This is a genomic window from Scytonema hankhaensis NUACC26, assembly GCF_045865695.1.
Lineage (GTDB): Bacteria > Cyanobacteriota > Cyanobacteriia > Cyanobacteriales > Nostocaceae > Scytonema.
In genome coordinates this window covers 16,254-35,913 of the sequence record NZ_BAACAP010000147.1, presented here as the reverse complement: position 1 = coordinate 35,913, position 19,660 = coordinate 16,254, and the positions used below count along the sequence as shown (strand labels likewise).

General features: G+C 41.9%; 19 protein-coding genes and 2 pseudogenes. 8 read left to right on the top strand and 13 right to left on the bottom strand.

Going from position 1 to position 19,660, the window contains the following annotated elements; all coding sequences use genetic code 11:
• Window positions 1-203: 203 nt before the first annotated feature.
• From ACKTT2_RS10250 to hpnA, 3 genes are all read right to left on the bottom strand, one after another.
• On the bottom strand, window positions 204-1,346 hold the full coding sequence (locus ACKTT2_RS10250) for a glycosyltransferase (protein ID WP_407886328.1): 1,143 nt from the start codon (window positions 1,344-1,346) through the stop codon (window positions 204-206).
• Window positions 1,347-1,422: 76 nt separating this feature from the next.
• Window positions 1,423-2,439, bottom strand: a complete 1,017-nt coding sequence (hpnH, locus tag ACKTT2_RS10245; protein ID WP_407886326.1) for an adenosyl-hopene transferase HpnH — start codon at window positions 2,437-2,439, stop codon at window positions 1,423-1,425.
• 128 nt (window positions 2,440-2,567) lie between these two features.
• Window positions 2,568-3,563 carry a hopanoid-associated sugar epimerase gene (gene hpnA / locus ACKTT2_RS10240; protein WP_407886324.1) on the bottom strand — a complete coding sequence of 332 codons (996 nt, stop codon included), beginning with the start codon at window positions 3,561-3,563 and terminating at the stop codon, window positions 2,568-2,570.
• Window positions 3,564-3,762: 199 nt separating this feature from the next.
• Here hpnA and ACKTT2_RS10235 point away from each other — a divergent pair, with 199 nt between their 5' ends.
• From ACKTT2_RS10235 to ACKTT2_RS10215, 5 genes and pseudogenes are all read left to right on the top strand, one after another.
• A complete protein-coding gene (locus ACKTT2_RS10235; protein ID WP_407886322.1) occupies window positions 3,763-4,407 on the top strand; it encodes a Uma2 family endonuclease in 645 nt (214 codons plus the stop codon).
• Between the two features lie 35 nt (window positions 4,408-4,442).
• A complete protein-coding gene (locus tag ACKTT2_RS10230) occupies window positions 4,443-4,763 on the top strand; it encodes a DUF433 domain-containing protein (protein WP_407886320.1) in 321 nt (106 codons plus the stop codon).
• Window positions 4,764-4,900: 137 nt separating this feature from the next.
• Window positions 4,901-5,125: pseudogene (locus ACKTT2_RS10225) on the top strand (DUF5615 family PIN-like protein); the annotation flags it as partial.
• A gap of 49 nt (window positions 5,126-5,174) precedes the next feature.
• Entirely contained in the window at window positions 5,175-5,921 is a 747-nt protein-coding gene (locus ACKTT2_RS10220) for a 5'-methylthioadenosine/S-adenosylhomocysteine nucleosidase family protein (protein WP_407886318.1), read from the top strand.
• A 47-nt stretch (window positions 5,922-5,968) separates the two neighbouring features.
• Window positions 5,969-6,544: a Uma2 family endonuclease gene (locus ACKTT2_RS10215; RefSeq protein ID WP_407886316.1), complete on the top strand. Its 576-nt coding sequence runs from the start codon at window positions 5,969-5,971 to the stop codon at window positions 6,542-6,544.
• Between the two features lie 245 nt (window positions 6,545-6,789).
• Here the strand turns inward: ACKTT2_RS10215 and ACKTT2_RS10210 are convergent, their stop codons facing one another.
• The 4 genes from ACKTT2_RS10210 to ACKTT2_RS10195 form a co-directional block, all read right to left on the bottom strand.
• Window positions 6,790-7,527, bottom strand: a complete 738-nt coding sequence (locus tag ACKTT2_RS10210; RefSeq protein ID WP_407886314.1) for an ABC transporter ATP-binding protein — start codon at window positions 7,525-7,527, stop codon at window positions 6,790-6,792.
• A gap of 140 nt (window positions 7,528-7,667) precedes the next feature.
• The gene (locus ACKTT2_RS10205; RefSeq protein WP_407886312.1) at window positions 7,668-8,855 is read right to left on the bottom strand and encodes an FtsX-like permease family protein; all 1,188 of its coding nucleotides are present in this window, start codon (window positions 8,853-8,855) and stop codon (window positions 7,668-7,670) included.
• Window positions 8,856-8,949: 94 nt separating this feature from the next.
• On the bottom strand, window positions 8,950-10,230 hold the full coding sequence (locus ACKTT2_RS10200) for a glycosyltransferase (protein WP_407886309.1): 1,281 nt from the start codon (window positions 10,228-10,230) through the stop codon (window positions 8,950-8,952).
• A gap of 74 nt (window positions 10,231-10,304) precedes the next feature.
• A complete protein-coding gene (locus tag ACKTT2_RS10195; RefSeq protein WP_407886307.1) occupies window positions 10,305-10,703 on the bottom strand; it encodes a hypothetical protein in 399 nt (132 codons plus the stop codon).
• A 281-nt stretch (window positions 10,704-10,984) separates the two neighbouring features.
• Here ACKTT2_RS10195 and shc point away from each other — a divergent pair, with 281 nt between their 5' ends.
• A complete protein-coding gene (shc, locus tag ACKTT2_RS10190) occupies window positions 10,985-12,901 on the top strand; it encodes a squalene--hopene cyclase (protein WP_407886305.1) in 1,917 nt (638 codons plus the stop codon).
• Between the two features lie 336 nt (window positions 12,902-13,237).
• Here the strand turns inward: shc and ACKTT2_RS10185 are convergent, their stop codons facing one another.
• From ACKTT2_RS10185 to ACKTT2_RS10170, 4 genes and pseudogenes are all read right to left on the bottom strand, one after another.
• Window positions 13,238-13,972, bottom strand: a complete 735-nt coding sequence (locus ACKTT2_RS10185; protein ID WP_407886303.1) for a WD40 repeat domain-containing protein — start codon at window positions 13,970-13,972, stop codon at window positions 13,238-13,240.
• Window positions 13,973-14,047: 75 nt separating this feature from the next.
• Entirely contained in the window at window positions 14,048-14,317 is a 270-nt protein-coding gene (locus ACKTT2_RS10180; protein WP_407886301.1) for a hypothetical protein, read from the bottom strand.
• The gene (locus ACKTT2_RS10175; RefSeq protein ID WP_407886331.1) at window positions 14,220-14,621 is read right to left on the bottom strand and encodes a WD40 repeat domain-containing protein; all 402 of its coding nucleotides are present in this window, start codon (window positions 14,619-14,621) and stop codon (window positions 14,220-14,222) included. Before ACKTT2_RS10175 ends, ACKTT2_RS10180 begins: the two co-directional genes overlap by 98 nt.
• A gap of 282 nt (window positions 14,622-14,903) precedes the next feature.
• Window positions 14,904-15,314 (bottom strand): annotated as a pseudogene (locus tag ACKTT2_RS10170) (nSTAND1 domain-containing NTPase); the annotation flags it as partial.
• 389 nt (window positions 15,315-15,703) lie between these two features.
• On the opposite strand from ACKTT2_RS10170, the gene ACKTT2_RS10165 reads away from it, so the two are divergent.
• On the top strand, window positions 15,704-16,174 hold the full coding sequence (locus ACKTT2_RS10165) for a hypothetical protein (RefSeq protein WP_407886299.1): 471 nt from the start codon (window positions 15,704-15,706) through the stop codon (window positions 16,172-16,174).
• A gap of 22 nt (window positions 16,175-16,196) precedes the next feature.
• Complete coding sequence (locus ACKTT2_RS10160; RefSeq protein WP_407886297.1) at window positions 16,197-17,585, top strand: hypothetical protein; 1,389 nt, start codon at window positions 16,197-16,199, stop codon at window positions 17,583-17,585.
• Between the two features lie 183 nt (window positions 17,586-17,768).
• Here the strand turns inward: ACKTT2_RS10160 and obgE are convergent, their stop codons facing one another.
• Together obgE and ACKTT2_RS10150 are read right to left on the bottom strand one after the other, a co-directional pair.
• Window positions 17,769-18,797, bottom strand: a complete 1,029-nt coding sequence (gene obgE / locus ACKTT2_RS10155) for a GTPase ObgE (RefSeq protein ID WP_407886295.1) — start codon at window positions 18,795-18,797, stop codon at window positions 17,769-17,771.
• Window positions 18,798-18,916: 119 nt separating this feature from the next.
• Window positions 18,917-19,612 carry a Mo-dependent nitrogenase C-terminal domain-containing protein gene (locus ACKTT2_RS10150; protein WP_407886293.1) on the bottom strand — a complete coding sequence of 232 codons (696 nt, stop codon included), beginning with the start codon at window positions 19,610-19,612 and terminating at the stop codon, window positions 18,917-18,919.
• Window positions 19,613-19,660: the final 48 nt, after the last annotated feature.

Genomic DNA, 19,660 nt, shown 5'->3' with positions numbered 1-19,660 from the left:
CATTATTACCCCCCATTATCCCCCCGATGTATTGGGGAGGGAACTGGATTTTTCTTGTTTCCCCCCAATACATCGGGGGGATAATGGGGGGTAATAATGTGATGGAAATGACAGTAATAATTCAATTTAATGTTGGGTTTTGTTGTTGGGTTTCGTTCCTCAACCCAACCTACGTAACATATTATGTTTGGAGATTTCAATATCTAACCAAGCACAATCAAACCATCACCTTCTATTCGGAGTTTTCTTCCGCGCCAATACACGCTTCTTCCAAACCCGCCTATAGCCCAGATGATAAAACTGAGTGCATCTCGTAACGGTACAATCCAAAGCCAAAGAAGGAGTTTGGGAGATTTCATACTGAATATAGAGACAAGTACTTGTAGATAGCGAATGAGTAATGTTGTCAGGCAAAGTGCGATCGCCCAACTAGAAAAGTGAGAAAGCAACAGCAGAGGAAGACAATACACAGTACCGAAACAGAATGCCATAGAGTAATATACAAAGCCGCGATTGAAACGAATCGTTCTCGCCCAACGCAATTCTCGGTCATATAATTGCTTGATACTTTCGTTTCCAGTGTCCCACTCAAGAATATAGTGGGATAGCTCAATTTGATAGCCTGCTAATGCTGCTCTCTTGCCCAAGTTGTAATCCGAACCAATGCGGTTTAATTGTAATCCTCCAAAGCTAGCGAGAGTTGCTTTATGTGTCGCAATGGTAACTCCTACAGCTAACTGAAGACTGCCATCAAGAATACGAGCAATTAATAGACTGGGAATAAAGTCCCCACAGCGACCGAAAGAAGCTAAAGCTGCTCCTAAAAATTGAGGTTGGTAGCCTATGTAGGCACAAGTAATAACACTTGCTTTCCCGGTAACTAAAGGAGTAGCGATAGTTTGGATATAGTCTCGATTGACTTGAATATCACCATCAGCAAAGATAATTAGTTCGTGCTGGGCTTGTTCTAGCAAGTAACTTAAATTACTATCCTTCAGATTGACACCACGAGGTTCTAAACCTACAAACAGCTTTACGTGGTTGGGAAAAGTGACAGCAAGCTTTTCCAATAAGGGGACAGCAGAATCATTGGTATCGGTAACCCCAAAAAGAACTTCATAAGTTGGATGATTTTGAGTGCATAAGGAAGTCCAGTTTTCCCATGCTCCCTCATCAAGACCTCGGATAGAGACTAAGATAGAAACTGGCGTATTTGTAGCGATCGCAATTTCTTCTTGACTAGATGTATGAGATGAAAAAAACTGATAGGTGCTTAAAGCACACGCTAGGTAGAAAATAATCGAGCCACCTATCAGTATGAGGAACACAATTTCAAGCAGAGCCATTCTATTCAAGGGTTAGTTGATAGTGGTTAGCTGTTAGTGGTCGGTGGTTTACTAACGACTAACCACTAACCACTAACTAACGCCCAAAGAGTGCTTTGACAGAACGTCCTATATTATTAGGTTGCATGGCATCCATTGCAGCAGTTGGTTCGTAACCACAATGAACCATACAATCCGCACATTGAGGATTTCCACTCTTACGACCGTATTGATTCCAATCAGTTTTATCTAACAGTTCTTGAAAAGTCTTGTAATGACCTTCATTGAGAAGATAGCAAGGCTTTTGCCAACCAAGAACGCTGTAGCTAGGACTACCCCAAGGGGTACATTCATAATCTTTTTCACCAATTAAAAAGTCTAAAAATAGGGGATTGTGATTAAAGTTCCAGTTTTTTTGACCTGTCTTGTAAGGGGTTAAAATTTCTCGGAAAAGCGAACGAGTTTGTTCCCGCTTGAGAAAATGGTCTTGGTCGGGTGCCCATTCATAGCTATAGCCAGGGGAAATCATCATGCCATCAATCCCAAGCTTGTCAAGGAAGCCAAAAAGTTTTTGGATTTCTTTTGGGTCAGTTCCTTCAAAAATGGTGGTATTTGTTGTGACGCGAAATCCCTTAGCTTTTGCCGCACGAATTGCTTGAACGGCAATATCAAACACTCCTTTACGGTCTACACATTTGTCGTGTAGTTCCCTCATACCATCCAAATGTACGCTAAATGTTAAGTATGGAGAAGGTTCAAACTTATCAAGACTTTTTTCTAACAATAAGCCATTTGTACAAAGGTAAATAAATTTTTTGCGTTCTACCAATCCCCGAACAATCTCATCGATTTGAGGATGAAGTAGGGGTTCTCCTCCAGGAATTGAGACAACAGGCGCACCGCACTCTTCTACTGCAGCAAAGCATTCTTCTGGAGATAAATGTTGCTTGAGAATCTCTTTAGGATGCTGTATTTTGCCACAACCAGAACAAGCTAAATTACACCGGAATAAGGGTTCCAACATGAGCACTAAAGGAAAGCGCTTGCGTCCCAACAGACGTTGAGTCACCAAGTATTTACCAACTTCCATTGCTTGTTGTAAATGAATTCCCATAATTCTCCTCTACACCTTGACATGGACTGAAGCTAAAAACAGTTTACATTTAACAGATCGATTGATTTCATCTGTAACTGTGGTAATTGTTTGGCATAACTGAAAAAAACAGTAAAAAGTTACTAATTTTATGCTACATCAACGTATTTATGAGCTACAAACCAATTCACGGCATCTTGTAAAGCAGTTACAATCGGGGACTGAGGCAAACCTAGTTCTCTGACTGCTTTTGAGGCATCGTAGTACATCGTTTGACGTGCCATGCGAACCCCATCCAAAGGAACAGAAGGAGTTTTGCCCAAAGGAGCCAGCATTTTTTCATCAACCCAAGCAACGCTCAATGGTATCCAATAGGGAATGGAGATTTGAGGGGCGGGTATACTTGTAATTTCGGCAAGCTGTTCTAAGAGGGCTTTGAAAGACAGGTTTTGGTGACCTAGAATATAGCGATCGCCTGTTTTTCCTTTTTCCAAAGCTAATATATGCCCCTTTGCGACATCACGCACATCAATAAAATTCAAACCTGTATTGAGGTAGGCAGACATTTGCCGTCGGAGAAAGCGTAAAATTATATCACCAGTGGGAGTCGGTTTGATATCCATCGAACCAATAGGACTGCTAGGATTGACTATGACAATATCTTGACCAGAACGCACGGCAAGATGAGCTTCTTGCTCGGCGAGGTACTTAGACTTTTTGTAGTAGCCAATAAGTTCCTCAAGAGGACTTTGATGAGTTTCATCGACAATTTTTCCCGATTTATCTACACCAATAGCTGCAACAGAACTGGTGTAGACTGTTCGTTCGATACCTGCAGTACGAGCAGCAGCTAAGATTTTGCGAGTTCCCAGGACATTATTTTGGTATAGTGTATCTTTGTCAGATTGCCACAACGAATAATGAGCAGCAACGTGGAAAAGAACTTGGCAACCTCGAATTTTGCCGTGCAATTCCGAATCGTTCAGATCGCCTCGAACAATTTCTACATCTAATTGTTTTAAGTTGTCTAAATTGCTGCTCGGTCGCACAAGCGCTCTGACGTTATAGCCCTCTTCAAGTAACAACTTAACTAAATTGGCTCCAACAAAGCCTGTTCCACCAGTTACAAATGCTCGCCTTATCATCAGTTAAAACATCCTCTAAAGTATAAAGTATGAAATATGAAGTAAACTTCCTTAATTTATTAAGGAAACTCAATCCATTTATCAACTTATTTTTCATCCTTTATCCTCGCTCCTTTTTTAGTCAAGTCGGCTGTGACTTAAAAAGCTGAATGTAGTAAGGTAGATACAAGGATATCACTTATTTGCTAACTCCATACCTATGACTGCAACGCTCATTCAGAGTCCAGACAGGGTATTACTGAAAAATATTAGCTGGCAAACCTATCAATCTCTAGTCAAGGACTTTGAGCAGCAGCCTGCAATTCGTCTTACCTACGATCGCGGTTTGCTAGAGATTAGAATGCCATTAGACCCCCATGAAACTTACAAAAAACTACTCGGACGTTTAGTTGAAGCGCTTACAGAAGAACTAGGAATTGAAATCCGTAGTTTGGGATCTAGGACGTGCGAGCGCGAAGATTTAGGAAAAGGGCTTGAACCCGACCAATGTTACTATATCCAAAACGAACCAACAATTTGGGATAAAGAGCAAATCGATCTGACAAAAGACCCACCCCCCGATCTTGCTATTGAAGTTGATATTACCAGTAGTTCTATTAACCGACTAGATATCTACCTAAATCTAGGTGTACCCGAAGTTTGGCGCTATGATGGTCAATCAATAATAATTGACTTTTTGGAAAATAATCAATACCAACTGCGCGAGCGTAGTATTGCTTTCCCACTATTAACAACCCAAGACATTGAAAGGTTTTTGGCTCTGAAAAAAACAACTAAAGAAAATGCTCTTATCCGCTTGTTTCGGGAATGGGTTAGGGAAAATATGGCGAAGAACAGGTTATAATTTAATATCTAAGATAAATAGTCGTCAATAGTTTTATGACAGTATCATCAATAGTAGCAAAGCAGTACGTTGAGCAACGAAACAAAGGCTATTGGATTGAAGGGACTCGTATTTCTTTAGATTCAGTGGTTTACGAGTTTTTAAACGGAGAGACTCCTGAAAGTATTGCTCAAAACTTTCCGTTGCTCACCCTAGAACAGATTTATGGTGCTATTACCTTTTATCTTGCTAATCGAGAGCTAATTGACACTTATTTGAAAGAGGCGGAAGAAGAATTTGAGAAATTGCAACAATCGCTTAGAGAGAAAAATCCATCCTTATATCGGAAATTGAAAGCTGCTCAAATACAAAAGTAGAGCCAAGCATGACAAAAGTTCGATTTCAAGCAGATGCGGATCTTAAACAAGCAATTGTAACTGGTACTACACGCAGGGAACCAAGTATTGATTTCCAATCAGCAAATGGAGCAGAGCTTTAGGGTAAGACAGACAAAGAGGTGCTAGCCATAGCAGCACTTCAGGGAAGAATTATTGTCACTCACGACCGTAAAACTATGCCTATTGAGTTTGGTGAGTTTATAATGTCACAAATCAGTTCGGGTGTGTTAATTATTCCTCAAAATATGCCAATCAGTGACGTAATTGAAGGACTGCTTCTCATTTGGGGAGCTTCTAACACTGAGGAATGGATTAATCAGATAATGTCTCTTCCTTTATAAGAAATAGAAAATAAAGTACGATAGTATACTTTAATTTACTAATAAACAAGTGCAAAATTTGAAAATTCCTATTGATGCGATTCTCGTTCCTCAAGGGGCTGAATATAAATCTGTATGCATTGGATTAAATCGTGTTGCATCTCCCAAACCAACCGTTTTTCCAATACCTATGGGTACATTGCCATTAAAGAATTATTTGGAAATATGGCAGAAATCTGTACAAATTCATTCAGGTTCGCGAGTTTTACTAATGGGTTTATGTGGTAGTTTGTCACCCCAGTATAATGTTGGAGATATTGTGGTATACAGCAGTTGTATTTATTCGGTTTTAAAAGAAGATCGAGAATTGCCTTTATCTGTCTCTCAACTCTTATGCGAACCAGAATTGACGGTAAAACTACAAAATAAATTATCAACTAAAAAAGCTTTTAAAGGTGTCGGTTTAACAAGCGATCGCCTCATCTATTCTGCTAAGGAGAAACTCTATCTAGGTCAAACGTACAATGCCAACGTTGTAGATATGGAGGGATTTGTTGCACTTGAAAATCTAAGTCAATTGGGTATTGCTGTAGGTATGGTGCGAGTTGTTAGCGATGATGTACGCTATGATGTACCCAATCTCACCAATGCATTAAATTCTCATGGTTCCTTGCAAGCACTTCCGTTAGCAATGGGACTACTTCGAGAACCAATTGCGGCGACGCGACTGATTTTTGGTTCTCTACGAGGACTAAAAGTACTGCAAGAAGTGACAACTGCTTTGTTTACTACCAGAGTCAATTATATACAACCATGATAATTAATAGCTAACTACCTGCTATTCAACAAACAAGGAGATTTCTGATGTCACTGATGACAGTAAAAGACTTGGAAAAGTTACAAGCAATTCTCTCCGAAAACGGGCATGATTACCAGCTAGAACTCGAAAACGGAAAAATTATAGTCATGGGACCATCAGACATTGTATCTAGCGAAATAGGAGCTTTGCTGATTCGGTTATTGGGTAACTGGGTTTATCCTCATCGTTTGGGACGCTTATTTGACTCTGCTGGTGGTTTCATTATGCCAGATACAAACCTTAAAGCACCTGATGTCTCCTTTGTTCGAGCCTCTCGCCTTCTTCAAACGCCTCGTTACTTTGGACAACTTGTACCAGATTTAGTAGTCGAAATTAAATCTCAAAGTGATAGAATAAACACTTTAGAAAAAAAGGTGAAAAAGTTTTTAGAATTAGGAGCTGTTGTTGGAATTCTCATCGATCCCGATGAATCAACCGTAACCGTTTATCGACTTACAGGAGAACCAATCGTGTTAAATAATGAAGATATCTTAACTATTCCAGAACTTTTCCCTGGTTGGGAATTGCCCGTTTCTGAATTATGGCCTCCTATCTTTACTGAGGAAGAAACAAGAATTTAGTAAAAAACATAGTATCGAGAATACATCCAAGCACTATTCCTGAAGATGATGCTTGTCCACTCACAACAATTTTAAGCAGTTGCAATTTGAGTCAGATGCTTCCCCCCCAACCCCCCTTAAAAAGGGGGGCTAGGGGTCCCCTCTGGGGTTGAGGGGAGATGGGGGGATCTAAAAAATTAGGAGGCTAAACGAGTAGTTTGAAAACACGCCGTAGAGAAATTCTGAGATTTTGAGTCTCAATTGTCTCACTGTTTGAGATACCCATCTTCTATATGGGCAATTCCATCCGCTAAGTCCAAAATTCGGGGATCGTGAGTCACAATCAAAACCGTACAGCCTTGTTCTTTTGCAAGTCCGCGTAGTAATTCCATCACCACATGCCCGCTATGAGAATCTAAAGCAGCTGTTGGCTCATCTGCCATAATTAATTGTGGATGCCCAGTTAAAGCACGTGCGATCGCAACCCTTTGTTTTTGCCCTCCAGATAAATCGCGGGGAAGTTGTTTTGCTTTATCGCCCAATCCCACAAGTTCCAACATACTTTGGGCTTGTTTGCGTGCTTGCTGTCCTCGAAACCCTTTTACGTTCAAGGCTGCTTCTACATTTTCAATAGCTGTCAGTGCGGGGAACAAGTTAAAATCTTGAAAAATAAAACCTATATTCTCTCTTCTAAAGCGCGATAGCTGATTTCGAGACATTCTAGTAATCTCTTGTCCCAGAAGATACACCTTGCCTGATGTTGGCGTTAGCAGCCCCGCTAAAATCGATAATAACGTTGTTTTACCAGAGCCAGACGGTCCCATCAAAATTTCTATATCACCTTTTTTGATTTCCCAGTTAATCCCTTTGAGAATTTGAAAGTTCTGTTGCTTGGACTGAAGTGTCATTTCTACCCTTTCAGCAGCGATCGCAGCTACTGAAGAGGTATAGCTTTGATATTTGTTATTTGTTAACTCATTAGAGTTTAATTTAAAATCAGCCATTTTCTCCTATTCTTTGCATATTATATATATCAACTTTTTATGGAAAAATTGCTTTTTACATTAAATTACGCACATAGACTCCTTAGTATTTTGTAGCAAACACAACTTTTATTTATGTAGGTCGAACTACTGTAAGAAACCTATCCTTTGAATACAATGGCTGGATCTACATGAGTCACCTTTTGAATAGCAAAGATAGCCGAACAAACACACATCAAAGCTGTAATACCTAGAACCACAGCTGCTGATGTTGGGGTAATGAGAATCACTATTCCCTGGGACGTTGCCGTCCAGGCTGCTACTCCCAGGCAGACAGCCATACCCGGTATATAGCCTATGATTGCCATCCACAGTCCTTGCTCGATAATGACACTATATATAAACCAATCAGACGCTCCCATTGCTTTAAGCGTTCCAAATTCTTTAATATGATCTGTCACAGAGGCGTAAAGAATTTGACTGACAACCACCGATCCTACAACAATTCCAACGACAGCACCAATACCTAGAATGAATCCAATTCCAGATCGTTCTTGCCAATAGCTTTGTGTAACTTCAGCCATTGCCTTACGAGTGTAAGCACGGGTATCTGGTAAAGTCTCTTCTAACTTTCGCTTGAGTGTTTCTATGTTCTGACCTGGTTTTGCTCGAATCAAAATAAAACTAATGGGGTCTGTAGATGATAACTTTTTCACAGATAAACCCTTGTCACTTGTAGGAGATGAGGTTTCAGAACCGTAATTAATATACGTGTTTGCACTTTCTAAAGAAGTGAACATCAAAGTTCCAAAAACAATGGACTGAGTTCCTTCTGTAAAACCTACCAACTTTGCTGGTATATTATTGATTTCTCCTACTTCACCCAATTTTTGTAAATTTAGGGATTTCAAGTTACTTCGATCGATGATAAACCTGTAGGGTTCCTTAAGATCGTTAAAACTTCCATTGATAATTTTTGAGGTAGGAAACAACATTCCTCCCGGTACTGCACCAACCATTGTGACCGAGCTGATTTTGTCTGACTCTAGTTCGTGCCATAGTCCCCCACGAATGATAACTGCTTCAGCTTGAGAGACACCGGCTACTTGACGAGCTTTTGCCACTAGGTCGTAAGATAGCGGTCTCGTCAGATCTATGTGTTCCATATTTTTGGAAGATACCCAAATATCAGCACGAGATTGAGAAATTAATTGAGAAGATGATTGGGCAAAGCCGTACTGTAGACCTGTTTGAATTGTGACTAAACTAACGGCAAACATAATTCCTGCTTGCGCCACAAGAAAACGAGGAAAATCTTCAAGTAAATTTTTACGAGCGATAGAAGTCATAATATTGGGGATTGGGGAACTCGGGGCCCCCTCTGGGGATAAGGGGCAATGGGGATTGGGGAATAGCAATTAACAATTAACAATTAGCAATTAGCTAATGAGAATATACTCGTCCTTTCCAGGCTCCTCCGCGCTTTTGCCAATGACGTAAGGCAGAATCTAATGTCATTAACGTATACAGGCATGCGATCGCACTTAAACAAAATGCGAATACAGGGGAACAACCATAAAATTTAACTATAGGGTAGTAGGCGTAAGACATGAGAAGCCAACTAGATAAACCCACAATCGCTACCAGCCAATTTCCGGCGATCGCTCCGGTAATTGCACATAGAGGTGGTACTATGTAAACAAGTATCATTCCAAATATAGTGACTATTAACATCCCTAAAGAATAATGTAGCTGTGTAAAAGCAGTTCGGGCTACCATATTCCAAATTGTTTCTAAGGATGCATAGGGTCGCAAGCTGTGGGTTGAGCGAGTTAGCCCTAGCCAGATGCGATTGGGGAACTCGGAGTCCCCTTTGGGGATAAGGGGCAATGGCGATTTGGGATTAGGTGAAGACAAGATAGAATTTTCTTTCTTGTCCCCAGTCCCTAGTCCGCAATCCCTAGTCCCTAATCCCTTTACTGCTTGAGCTAGGGTACAGTCATCGATAAGAGCGGTACGAATGCTCTCAATACCGCCAATTTCGTATAAAGCTTTACGGGTTATCAAGATACATCCACCTGCTGCTGCTGCTGTAGATTTTGTGGGATCGTTAACCCAAGGGAAGGGATAAAGTTTTTGAAAGAAAAAGACAAAGGCTGGAATGAGTAGTTTCTCCCAAAAATGCTCGCACCTCAGCTTGACCATCAGGGAAACAAGGTCTAAATTTTCTTGTTGTGCTTTCACAACTAAGGAACGGACATTCAAAGCATCATGTTCAATATCGGCATCGCTAAGGAGAAAATAATCTGGTGGCTCTTTAAAAGTTTCAGTATACTGAATTCCTTGGTGTATTGCCCACAACTTTCCTGTCCAACCAACAGGTAGTGGTTCGGCAGTCAAAACTTTCAGTTGCTCGGTTTTGTTCAGTTCTTTTGCCATATCAAAAGCAACACTAGCTGTTCCATCCGTACTTCGATCGTCTACTAAAACAATACTCAGAGAACCAGGATAATCTTGGTTGAGGAGCGATCGCAAAGAAATTGGTAGTAAGTCAGCTTCATTTCTTGCAGGTACGACAACACACACTCTGGGAAACATTGGTAAATCTGTTTCCTGTCCTGTGAATTGTTGGTTGCACCGCCAAAACTGACCCCAAAAACCTACGAGTACAATCCAAATTGTTAAGGAGAGAACTGAAAGCCACAACCCAATTTCAATGCTCATGATATTTTTATATTTCTAAAAAAACACTTATGGCTCAAAATAAGTCAAAATGGCAATCTACCATTTTGTTGTGATTATCGATCGTCGATAGTTAAACCTTGCTTTTGAACTGAATTCTTGACCTTTTCAATTACCGGGCTTTTCTTAGTATTGCTAAATTCCAAAACAAAGGGAATTGACAATGGTTCTTCAGAGTCGTGCTTTGAAATTGCTTCCAGTAAATCCGGATAGCAAGTCGAACAATATTTAAATCTTTCTGGGTCGAAATTCATTTGCTCGAAAGCGTCTCCTAATAATTCTTCAATCCATCCTGAAACTTTCTGGAATTTTGAAATGGGTGTACCTACTTTTCCTATTTGAAGTTGGAATTTTTTGTGTCCAGCTATATCATAAAACATTTCGACTTCGAGGAATAACTCAAATGTCAAAACCTTTTCTTTGCTAATTATCCACTTATGCTTGTTGTTTATCATTTTACTGACTCCTTAAATTGCAACTTTGTACATCGACCAGATCTCCCAAGCATCTGTAGATGGCAGAGGGGGAAAATACAAGTCTTCTTTATACTTTTTTAATCTCTGCTCTCTGCCCTGCTTTGCCAAAATCGGCGTTGATAACTATAGATCGATTTCACCAAGTAGGTGTGTTTTCATATTTCTACACAAAAAACCCATTACAATGCAACTTATGGTGGAAAAACAATTTTGCCTGCATACTACCCGCGTGTGGAATTTGTGAGGAGAAACGGAAAACGATGCAAATTCAGGACAAACAGACATCCCGTATACAAGAAGCGATCGCAGCCAGTCAGGATTATCTTCTTTCTCTTCAATATCCGGATGGTTACTGGTGGGCTGAGCTAGAATCAAATGTGACCATCACTGCCGAAGTAGTCCTTCTCCATAAAATTTGGGGAACGGACAGTGAAAGACCTTTACACAAAGTTGAAGCATACCTGCGTGCTCAACAACGAGACCACGGAGGCTGGGAACTTTTTTACGGAGATGGAGGAGAACTCAGTACCTCAGTGGAAGCATACATGGCACTGAAACTGCTTGGTGTCTCAGAAACAGATCCGGCAATGGTGAAGGCACGGAAGTTTATTTTGGAGCATGGTGGTATCAGTCGAACTCGTATTTTTACCAAGCTACACCTAGCATTAATTGGATGCTACGAGTGGCGGGGTCTTCCTTCATTACCACCTTGGGTAATGTTATTACCCTCCAATTTTTTATTTAATATCTACGAGATGTCAAGCTGGGCTAGGTCAAGTACTGTCCCACTGCTGATTGTTTTCGAGCGCAAACCAGTGTTTGTGACTAACCCTGCTATCTCCTTAGACGAACTTTATACCGAAGGTGTCGAGCAAGCAAAATTTGAGTTACCCCGTAAAGGTGATTGGACGGATATATTCATCCTGCTTGACAACGCTTTTAAATTAGCAGAAAGTTTGAATTTAGTGCCTTTGCGCGAAGAAGGTATTCAAGCTGCAGAACGATGGATATTGGAGCGACAAGAAGCAACAGGTGATTGGGGCGGTATTATTCCTGCTATGCTCAATTCACTGCTAGCTTTACGGACTTTGGGTTACGATGCAGCAGACCCCATAGTCGAAAGAGGATTGCGAGCCATTGACAATTTTGTCATTGAAACGGAAAATATCTACACGGTACAACCTTGTATTTCTCCCGTTTGGGATACAGCTTGGGTAATGCGATCGCTTGTTGCTTCTGGTTTAGCACCGGAGCACCCAACTGTTGTCAGAGCAGGAAAGTGGTTATTAGACAAGCAAATTCTAGATTACGGTGATTGGTCGGTAAAAAATCGTCAAGGCAAACCTGGGGCTTGGGCATTTGAATTTGATAACCGCTTTTATCCCGATGTAGATGATACAGCCGTCGTAGTCATGGCGTTGGATGTGGTAAAACTTCCCAACGAAAAATTGAAACAAGCAGCAATTGCGCGTGCTGTTAACTGGATTGCTTCCATGCAATGTCGGGCTGGTGGTTGGGCGGCTTTCGATCTCGATAACGACCAAGATTGGATTAACCTTATCCCCTATGGGGATCTCAAAGCCATGATCGATCCAAATACTGCAGATGTCACGGCTAGAGTATTAGAAATGCTTGGTGGTTGTAACCTGTTTATTGACGATGACAAACTTGAACGAGCAATTACCTATCTTTTACAAGAGCAAGAACCGGAAGGTTGCTGGTTTGGTCGTTGGGGCGTGAACTATATTTATGGAACCAGTGGAGTTTTGACAGCTTTATCTGTCATAGCCCCAAAAAGAACGCAAGCCCAAATCGAAAAAGGTGCAGCGTGGTTAGTGGGTTGTCAAAATAGCGATGGTGGTTGGGGAGAAACTTGTAGAAGCTACGATGACCCAAGCCTGAAAGGTAAAGGAATTAGCACTGCATCTCAAACAGCTTGGGCTTTGTTGGGATTAATAGCTGCAGGTGAAGCTACTGGTCAGTTTGCGCGTACAGCGATTCAACGGGGAGTCGATTATTTAACAGAAACACAAAAGCCAGATGGTACTTGGTACGAATCGGAGTTTACAGGAACCGGCTTTCCAAGTCATTTCTATTTGAAGTATCACCTCTATCAACAAGTCTTTCCTTTGTTGGCTCTCAGTAAGTACAAAGAAGAGGGAGGAGCAACGTTGTAATCGGGATTTGGGGCGAGGTCTGCTTTAACTGCGTCGAATTCACGTTAAGGGATTTCCAAGAAATAAATTATCCGGTGATTGTGGGACAGGCGTCCCCGCCCGTTCTATATTAATGGCGGGCGGGGACGCCCGCACCACAAAATTTTGGGAGATTTTTTTATTTGGAAGTCCCTAAGCAGTACTTGACCAGATTGATTTTGGGGGTTAAAAGATCCCCGACTTCTTGAAGGATACCGTTGGCGAATTTTCAAAATTATTAAACTGAACGGATTAGTTCAGCAATGAAACGAGTGAGAGCTTTCTGAGCAGTTTTATACCCAGGTGCTTGCTTACCCACTACCCCTTCCAGACATACTTTTGACAGATTTCGCACGCTTGCTTTGCCTCCTCTGTTTCAGGATTTTTGAGGATGGGATGGTAGCGCAACCTGTTACACGCCACTTGGAGATAATCTTCCCAATTTTCACTGGCGTGGCTGTGAATGTCCCATAACCTCACTGTCCCGTCACTACTGCCACTGATAATGTATTGTCCATCCGGGCTAAAGGCGACTGATGTCACATCATTCTCATGCCCCTGTAACGGTTGAAGAATCGGGTTGCCTTGGGTGTTCCACAACCGCACTTTGCGATCGCGGCTACCACTGACAATGTATTGCCCATCTGGACTAAAAGCGACTGATGTGACAGCACCTTCATGTCCTTGGAAGGGTTGACCAACTGGGTTGCCCCGCCGGGGGTTGCTCTTAGGTTGTCCCCACAGATTCCACAACTGTAAAGCCTTGCTCTGACTCCCACTGACTATTTCCTGGCTATTCGGACTAAATGCGACTGATGTAACCTCACCCCTATGAGGAAGGAAAGGCGCACAAATCAGCTTACCCCGCAGGTTCCACAACCGCACCTTTTTGTCTTGGTGACCAGTTACGATGTACTTACCATTCGGGCTAAAGGCGAGTGAGGTGACAGCACCCTCAATTTTCAACAAAGACCAGGACAACCAGCGAAGAACGCCCAAACTGAGAATCAGCACAATACAGAGGGAAAAAAAATCGATTAGAGACGGAGACAAATGAAATGCTCCGCCTCTAATCGATCCACTTATCAAATACCAAAAAATGAAATTGAGCCAACACCCGACTACCAACTAGATAATAGCGATTGGCTTACGAAGATAGAGTTTAAGAAGTAAAAGAACTGGTTGCAAAGACACTTTTTTCTGATGCTTGGGGAAAAGCTGATGAATGAAATTGCCTTGAGTGTCCCAAAATTGCACCGTCTTGTCCTGACCGCCACTAGCAATAAACTGGTTATCTGGACTAAAGGTAACATCTAGCCCTGGGGTCCATCCCCCGAGCTCTGCGTTCCAAACGACAACTAGCAATAAACTGGTTATCTGGACTAAAGGTAACCGCACGGACAGAACCTTGATGCCCGTGAAATGGTTTGCCAATCGGGTTGCCCTGAGTGTTCCATAACTGTACTGTACCGTCCTTACTACCACTGGCGATCGACTTGCCATTCGGGTTGATGGCGACGCACGTTACCTCAGCCTGACTGCCTCTGAAAATACTTTGTTCTCGGGCTAAATTTGTGGCTTGGACTCCGCCATTTTTAACGGCGTCGAGAAGATTCCCAGGCGATTGCGCTAGATTTAGACCAGTTGACTGAATTGCCAGAACTAAACTATCTACAGGATTGACTTGGAGCAAATCCCGCACTTTAACAGCTTGATTGAGCAGGTTATTTTGCTTGCGTTCCCGTTCCAAGGCAGCAACCTGTTCTTCTTTTTCTCTCAGCAGCAGGTCAGCTTGGTTGCGTGCTCGTTTTAAGGCAGCAATCTGTTCTTCTTTTTCTCTCAGCGAGCGATCGCGAACTGCTTGGCTTTCTCGGATAAATTCCCGGTCTAAACCCGACAGCAAGTCCTGGTCAACATAATTCTGGAGGAAATTTTCAGCTTCAGCCAATTTTGCCCCAGACAGTAAGTAATCTTCAGACTTCCCTTGACTTTGCCACTCTTGAGCCGCTGCCTTAATCCTGCGTGCAATTCTATCAACTTCACGGTTTTCATTCACCCACCTGCGTAGTCGTGACCAATGACGAATTAGTGCTTCGTGAGCCACATCCACCACCGTCACCGTCAGACCACTTTCTCCCCGCTGTTGCAATTGTGAAGTCACTATTAATCTGGCATCTATTAGCTTTTGGAGTACCTGCTCTAAGAGCGCTGCCGATTGAGGAGAAGTGACTAAATCCGATTTGAGAATTTGCCTGCGTATATCCTCCGTTCCCTCACCCAACTGCGTCAACTCGCGAAAAATCCGCTGAGCGATTTTTTGTTCTTCAGTAGACAGGGAGCGATAAATTTCGTCGGCTCGCTTTTGCAGGGTTTCCTTTACTCCACCCAATTGGGTATAACTTTGGTTCTTTCGTACAAAGCGCGTGCTAAATCATTAATTAAGTTTGATAAGTTTGCCTTAAAACCAATGCTTACAGGCGGTTGTAGTCGAGATTTAAGCAATCTTACACAAAATGCAGTGAGGAATGGCTTTTATGATTGTCCAGCAAGGGTTTTCAGCTATTTTTTCAACAGTTTAGCACGCTAAGTACGCAAGAACCAGGATATCGATTAATGCCTATTACCAAAGCTTCCCGCTTCATAGGGTGCATCTCACTTTTGTAAAAATAGACTTATCTGATACTTTTATAGGTGGGTACTACCCACCTACTAAAGCATGAAAGACAATCTGGAATGCTACGTCTTTATTGAGTATATATATTACATATCAGAGTAACACCCCCTATGACTTTATCTATAAAAAATTCTTTACTGGCCCTGTTGCTAGCCCTGACAGATTTACAAACACCCCTGAGTGAGAATGAAAAATCTGCCTTAGCTGAGATCGGTGAACAATTATCTGCCGACGTCGATGCCTGGAAACCACTTATTGAACCATCCTTGCTAGGTATGATTCAGGCTAACGCTACTTTAAATCAACTGTATCAAATTGCTTTATCTCAACTAGAAGCTGTGGATGGCAATATTCCGGACAATTTACTACCCAGCGAGTTAGAACTAGAACAAGCATTGCCTGCGTCTAATCAGGTAGTAACACGAGGATTTGCGCCAGTCAGTGACACTGAAGACTTTGAAAGCAATGAAATTACCAATGTAGCCATAAGTATTCTGTCAACGAAGAATCCGACTGAAAGTGTGAAAAAATTAAGCCGTTTTCAGCAGATTAAACAATTCCTCCAGCAAAATACCATATGAGCAATTAATACTAGCCTAATCCATGAGTGATATCATCTATCCTACCCTCGATCTCTTTATCTACGACCTGAGAAATGGCTTAGGTGAGAGTGAAAGTGAAATTAACCAAAACAGAGAAAATTTTCAAAAAAAACTCCCGCAAAGTGTTCAGCAATTACTGGCTCAATTTGATAAAGATTTTGAGGTCGAATATGTCGAACTACTAGCTAAGCCAAAAATCAAACAGTTTGAAGGTAGCGATACCCAGTACCCCTTCGAGGGCTATTACTATCCTGTGCGGATCGGTGATACTTATGGACTGCTACTAGACTGTTCAGTTAACAATAAAACTCAGGCACAACCGACCAAATGCTTTGCAGCACTCAAAGATGAAATTTCGCAAAGATTAAATGGTGAAGTCACCACAATTGGGCAAACGTGGATGATTTCTGGTCAACTGCCCAAAAACTCAGAAAAAAGACCTGAAGATATTGCCAAAGCTTGCTATCAAGCGTTAATGCCTGGTTCAAATTGGGAACAAAACTTGGAAGGACAAGGGCAGTTTCTGGGGGCATCTATCTTTGAACTCTCGTGGTATCATTTAACTGTTGAAGAGGGAGTGGCATACCCGACTAACATTCAAAGTATCCAAGAAAACCAGCACATTATTATTGTTCTTTATCCAGATGAAGCCACTGCCGAAAAAGCTGCAAGATTCTATCCTAATTGGATGCGCTTATTTTGCTATCGCCACAAAATCCTCTGGGCATATGGTCAAAGTCGGTTGATAAAACAATATATTAAAAATTATTTAATCACAATTCGACAAGCTATTGAACTTCTCCAAAAAGATAATTACCATCTCAAGTTAAAACAACTCCGGCAATCTTTGTCTCAGGTACAGAATACGCTAACTCCCTATTCAATTAACTTAAGCTATCTCAATTTTCAAGGTCGCACAATGGAGATAAATTTAAGTAATTATAAAAAACGCTTGGAGAGAATTGTAAAACAAACAGAGGGAGAAAGTGAACTGAATTTTTTAGAAGGATTTAGTAACTTAGTGACAGATAAATATTTGCTCCAAATCACAAAAGACTATGAGCATATGGAGATGAGTTCTAAATGGTTAGATATTTCAATTAATACGCTTCGTAGCCGCGTTGAAGTTGACCAAGCTGAACGCGATCGCACCTTCCAAAACACTATCGCCATTGTCGGTGTAGGATTGGCTACAGGTTCTCTCGTTATGAATTTAAAGGATGAGCTGAAAAACTTTCGCAATGAACCTATTAGATCTACCCTCACCCATTCTCAGATTGACGTAACCTATTTAAATATCTTCATTCCACTAGTATACAGTATCGGTGCAGCAGTTATAGCAGGCGCGTTTACTTGGTTGGTAATTCGTTTATGGCCGCGATCGCGTTAACTCAGCTGGGTTAGAGTCGATGGGGTCGGGTAACATTGGGGTGTCACCACCCCGCATTCCCCTAAGAACGGAACGTGACTGTTACCAATCATTCTGCTCAAGCCTCTCCTCCTAGGGGTTTGGGGTGAGGTCTGCTTCAACTTTGTTGAACTTATGTATATGAAATTACCATAATAGGAGAGGTTACACAGACATTTCTTCAACCTCAATAGCATTCTTCTGGTCAAGAATTGACCAAACTTGCTGTAACAACGGTTGCAATCCAGTACCAGTTACAGCTGAAATCAGGAAGACAGGAGAATGAGACAAATGATTGAGTTGCTCAACTAGTGCTTCCATTTCCTTTGTTTCTCGATCGACAGCATCTATTTTATTAAGCGCTAAAACTTGCGGACGTTCTGTTAAACCCCGTCCGTAAGCTTTTAACTCTTGCTGAATTGTATTGTAGTCTGCGATCGCATCTTCACTTGTGGCGTCAATAAGATGTAGCAATATGCGAGTTCGCTCGATGTGACGCAAAAAGTCGTGTCCTAGCCCCGCGCCTTGAGATGCACCCTCAATTAACCCAGGAATATCCGCAAAAACCGTGCCATCTCCTGTAGGTTTTCGCACAACTCCTAAATTTGGTATTAACGTTGTAAAGGGATAATCAGCAATTTTGGGACGTGCTGCTGATAAAGCGGAAATCAAAGTTGATTTTCCTGCATTTGGCAATCCAATAATGCCTACCTCTGCCAAAAGTTTTAACTCCAAACGGAGGAACTTTGTTTCCCCTGGTAACCCAGGAAGAGCATATTCGGGGGCGCGATTACGGTTGCTCAAAAAATGTTGGTTTCCCAATCCGCCTTTACCGCCTGCAGCAATCAGTAAAGATTGCCCTGGTTGAACTAAATCCCCCAGTATTTCATCCGTTTCTGCGTCGTAGACAATAGTTCCCACGGGAACTTCAATGTTTAAATCTTTGCCATTGGCTCCTGTTCTATTATTTGGACCTCCGCGAGAACCATTTTCTGCTTTAAAGCGGTGCTCGTATCGAAAGTCTAACAAAGTTTGCAGGTTTTCCATGGCAACTAGGTATATCGAACCGCCTTTTCCCCCATTACCACCAGAGGGACCGCCTGCAGGTACGTACTTTTCTCGTCGGAAGGCGACTATACCATCTCCTCCCTTCCCTGCTTCTATTTCAATTTCTGCTCGATCGATAAATTTCATAATAAGTTTAGTGGTTAGTAGTTAGTGGTTAGTGGTTAATAATTACTGTACGGGCGCAATGCTTTGCTCACACTGTACGGGCGCAATGCCTTGCGCCCCTACTCACCACTAACCATTAACTAAATATACGGTGAAACATCTTCACCGCACTCATCCGCGAGGTAGGATAGAGCGCGGAAACGTAAGCCTACTAGTTGCTCGTAAAGTGGATTCAGTTTACACAATGGTGGAATGTGAACGATCTTACGTCCAAAGAGAGTCACATCTCGCTCAAATGGGCATTGTGATGGTATCATTTTACATAAAAAACGAGCAACTCTTGGGTCTTGAATATCTAACTTGTCTAACCATTCTCGCAGAGGATGGAGTGCGTTAACTTGATGTTTTGTGGGTGTGGGTTGTAAGGAAACTGGAGTCGTTGGGGTGGTTGCTGACACCTGATGCGAATGTTCTAATGTGTGGCGCAGCGCTTCTAACATATCTTCTGGTTCTTCCAGAACTTTGCAAAACTGGTGCAAAATATAGTCCTCGCTGGAAGAATACGTTCCATCTGCGATCGCGACCATGACAGCTGTTCTGAGAAAGTTTTCTGCGGCGGGAGTCCCTGTTCCCAGAACTGTGGATAATTCTTCTGGTTCTATGGGATCGAACGATTCTACCTTAATGCTAGGAGCAAGTTCATCCTTAGTGATGTTAGCAATTAATTCTTGTTCTTGAGCGTCAAAGTCACCATCAGCCCAAGCTATGGTTAGTAACCCGCGCAGCCAAGCGGCTATCTGTTCGTTGGTGTATGGAGATTTTACAGCATTTGTCATAAACTCAAGCTCTCAGGCAATTCTGAGTTTATCGTAACTTGATGGGTT

Bases quoted from the DNA above. Each gene is read 5' to 3' on its own strand.
- ACKTT2_RS10250 (WP_407886328.1), bottom strand. From the start codon at position 1,346: ATGGCTCTGCTTGAAATTGTGTTCCTCATACTGATAGGTGGCTCGATT.
- hpnH (WP_407886326.1), bottom strand. From the start codon at position 2,439: ATGGGAATTCATTTACAACAAGCAATGGAAGTTGGTAAATACTTGGTG.
- hpnA (WP_407886324.1), bottom strand. From the start codon at position 3,563: ATGATAAGGCGAGCATTTGTAACTGGTGGAACAGGCTTTGTTGGAGCC.
- ACKTT2_RS10235 (WP_407886322.1), top strand. From the start codon at position 3,763: ATGACTGCAACGCTCATTCAGAGTCCAGACAGGGTATTACTGAAAAAT.
- ACKTT2_RS10230 (WP_407886320.1), top strand. From the start codon at position 4,443: ATGACAGTATCATCAATAGTAGCAAAGCAGTACGTTGAGCAACGAAAC.
- ACKTT2_RS10215 (WP_407886316.1), top strand. From the start codon at position 5,969: ATGTCACTGATGACAGTAAAAGACTTGGAAAAGTTACAAGCAATTCTC.
- ACKTT2_RS10210 (WP_407886314.1), bottom strand. From the start codon at position 7,527: ATGGCTGATTTTAAATTAAACTCTAATGAGTTAACAAATAACAAATAT.
- ACKTT2_RS10205 (WP_407886312.1), bottom strand. From the start codon at position 8,855: ATGACTTCTATCGCTCGTAAAAATTTACTTGAAGATTTTCCTCGTTTT.
- ACKTT2_RS10200 (WP_407886309.1), bottom strand. From the start codon at position 10,230: ATGAGCATTGAAATTGGGTTGTGGCTTTCAGTTCTCTCCTTAACAATT.
- ACKTT2_RS10195 (WP_407886307.1), bottom strand. From the start codon at position 10,703: ATGATAAACAACAAGCATAAGTGGATAATTAGCAAAGAAAAGGTTTTG.
- shc (WP_407886305.1), top strand. From the start codon at position 10,985: ATGCAAATTCAGGACAAACAGACATCCCGTATACAAGAAGCGATCGCA.
- ACKTT2_RS10165 (WP_407886299.1), top strand. From the start codon at position 15,704: ATGACTTTATCTATAAAAAATTCTTTACTGGCCCTGTTGCTAGCCCTG.
- ACKTT2_RS10160 (WP_407886297.1), top strand. From the start codon at position 16,197: ATGAGTGATATCATCTATCCTACCCTCGATCTCTTTATCTACGACCTG.
- obgE (WP_407886295.1), bottom strand. From the start codon at position 18,797: ATGAAATTTATCGATCGAGCAGAAATTGAAATAGAAGCAGGGAAGGGA.
- ACKTT2_RS10150 (WP_407886293.1), bottom strand. From the start codon at position 19,612: ATGACAAATGCTGTAAAATCTCCATACACCAACGAACAGATAGCCGCT.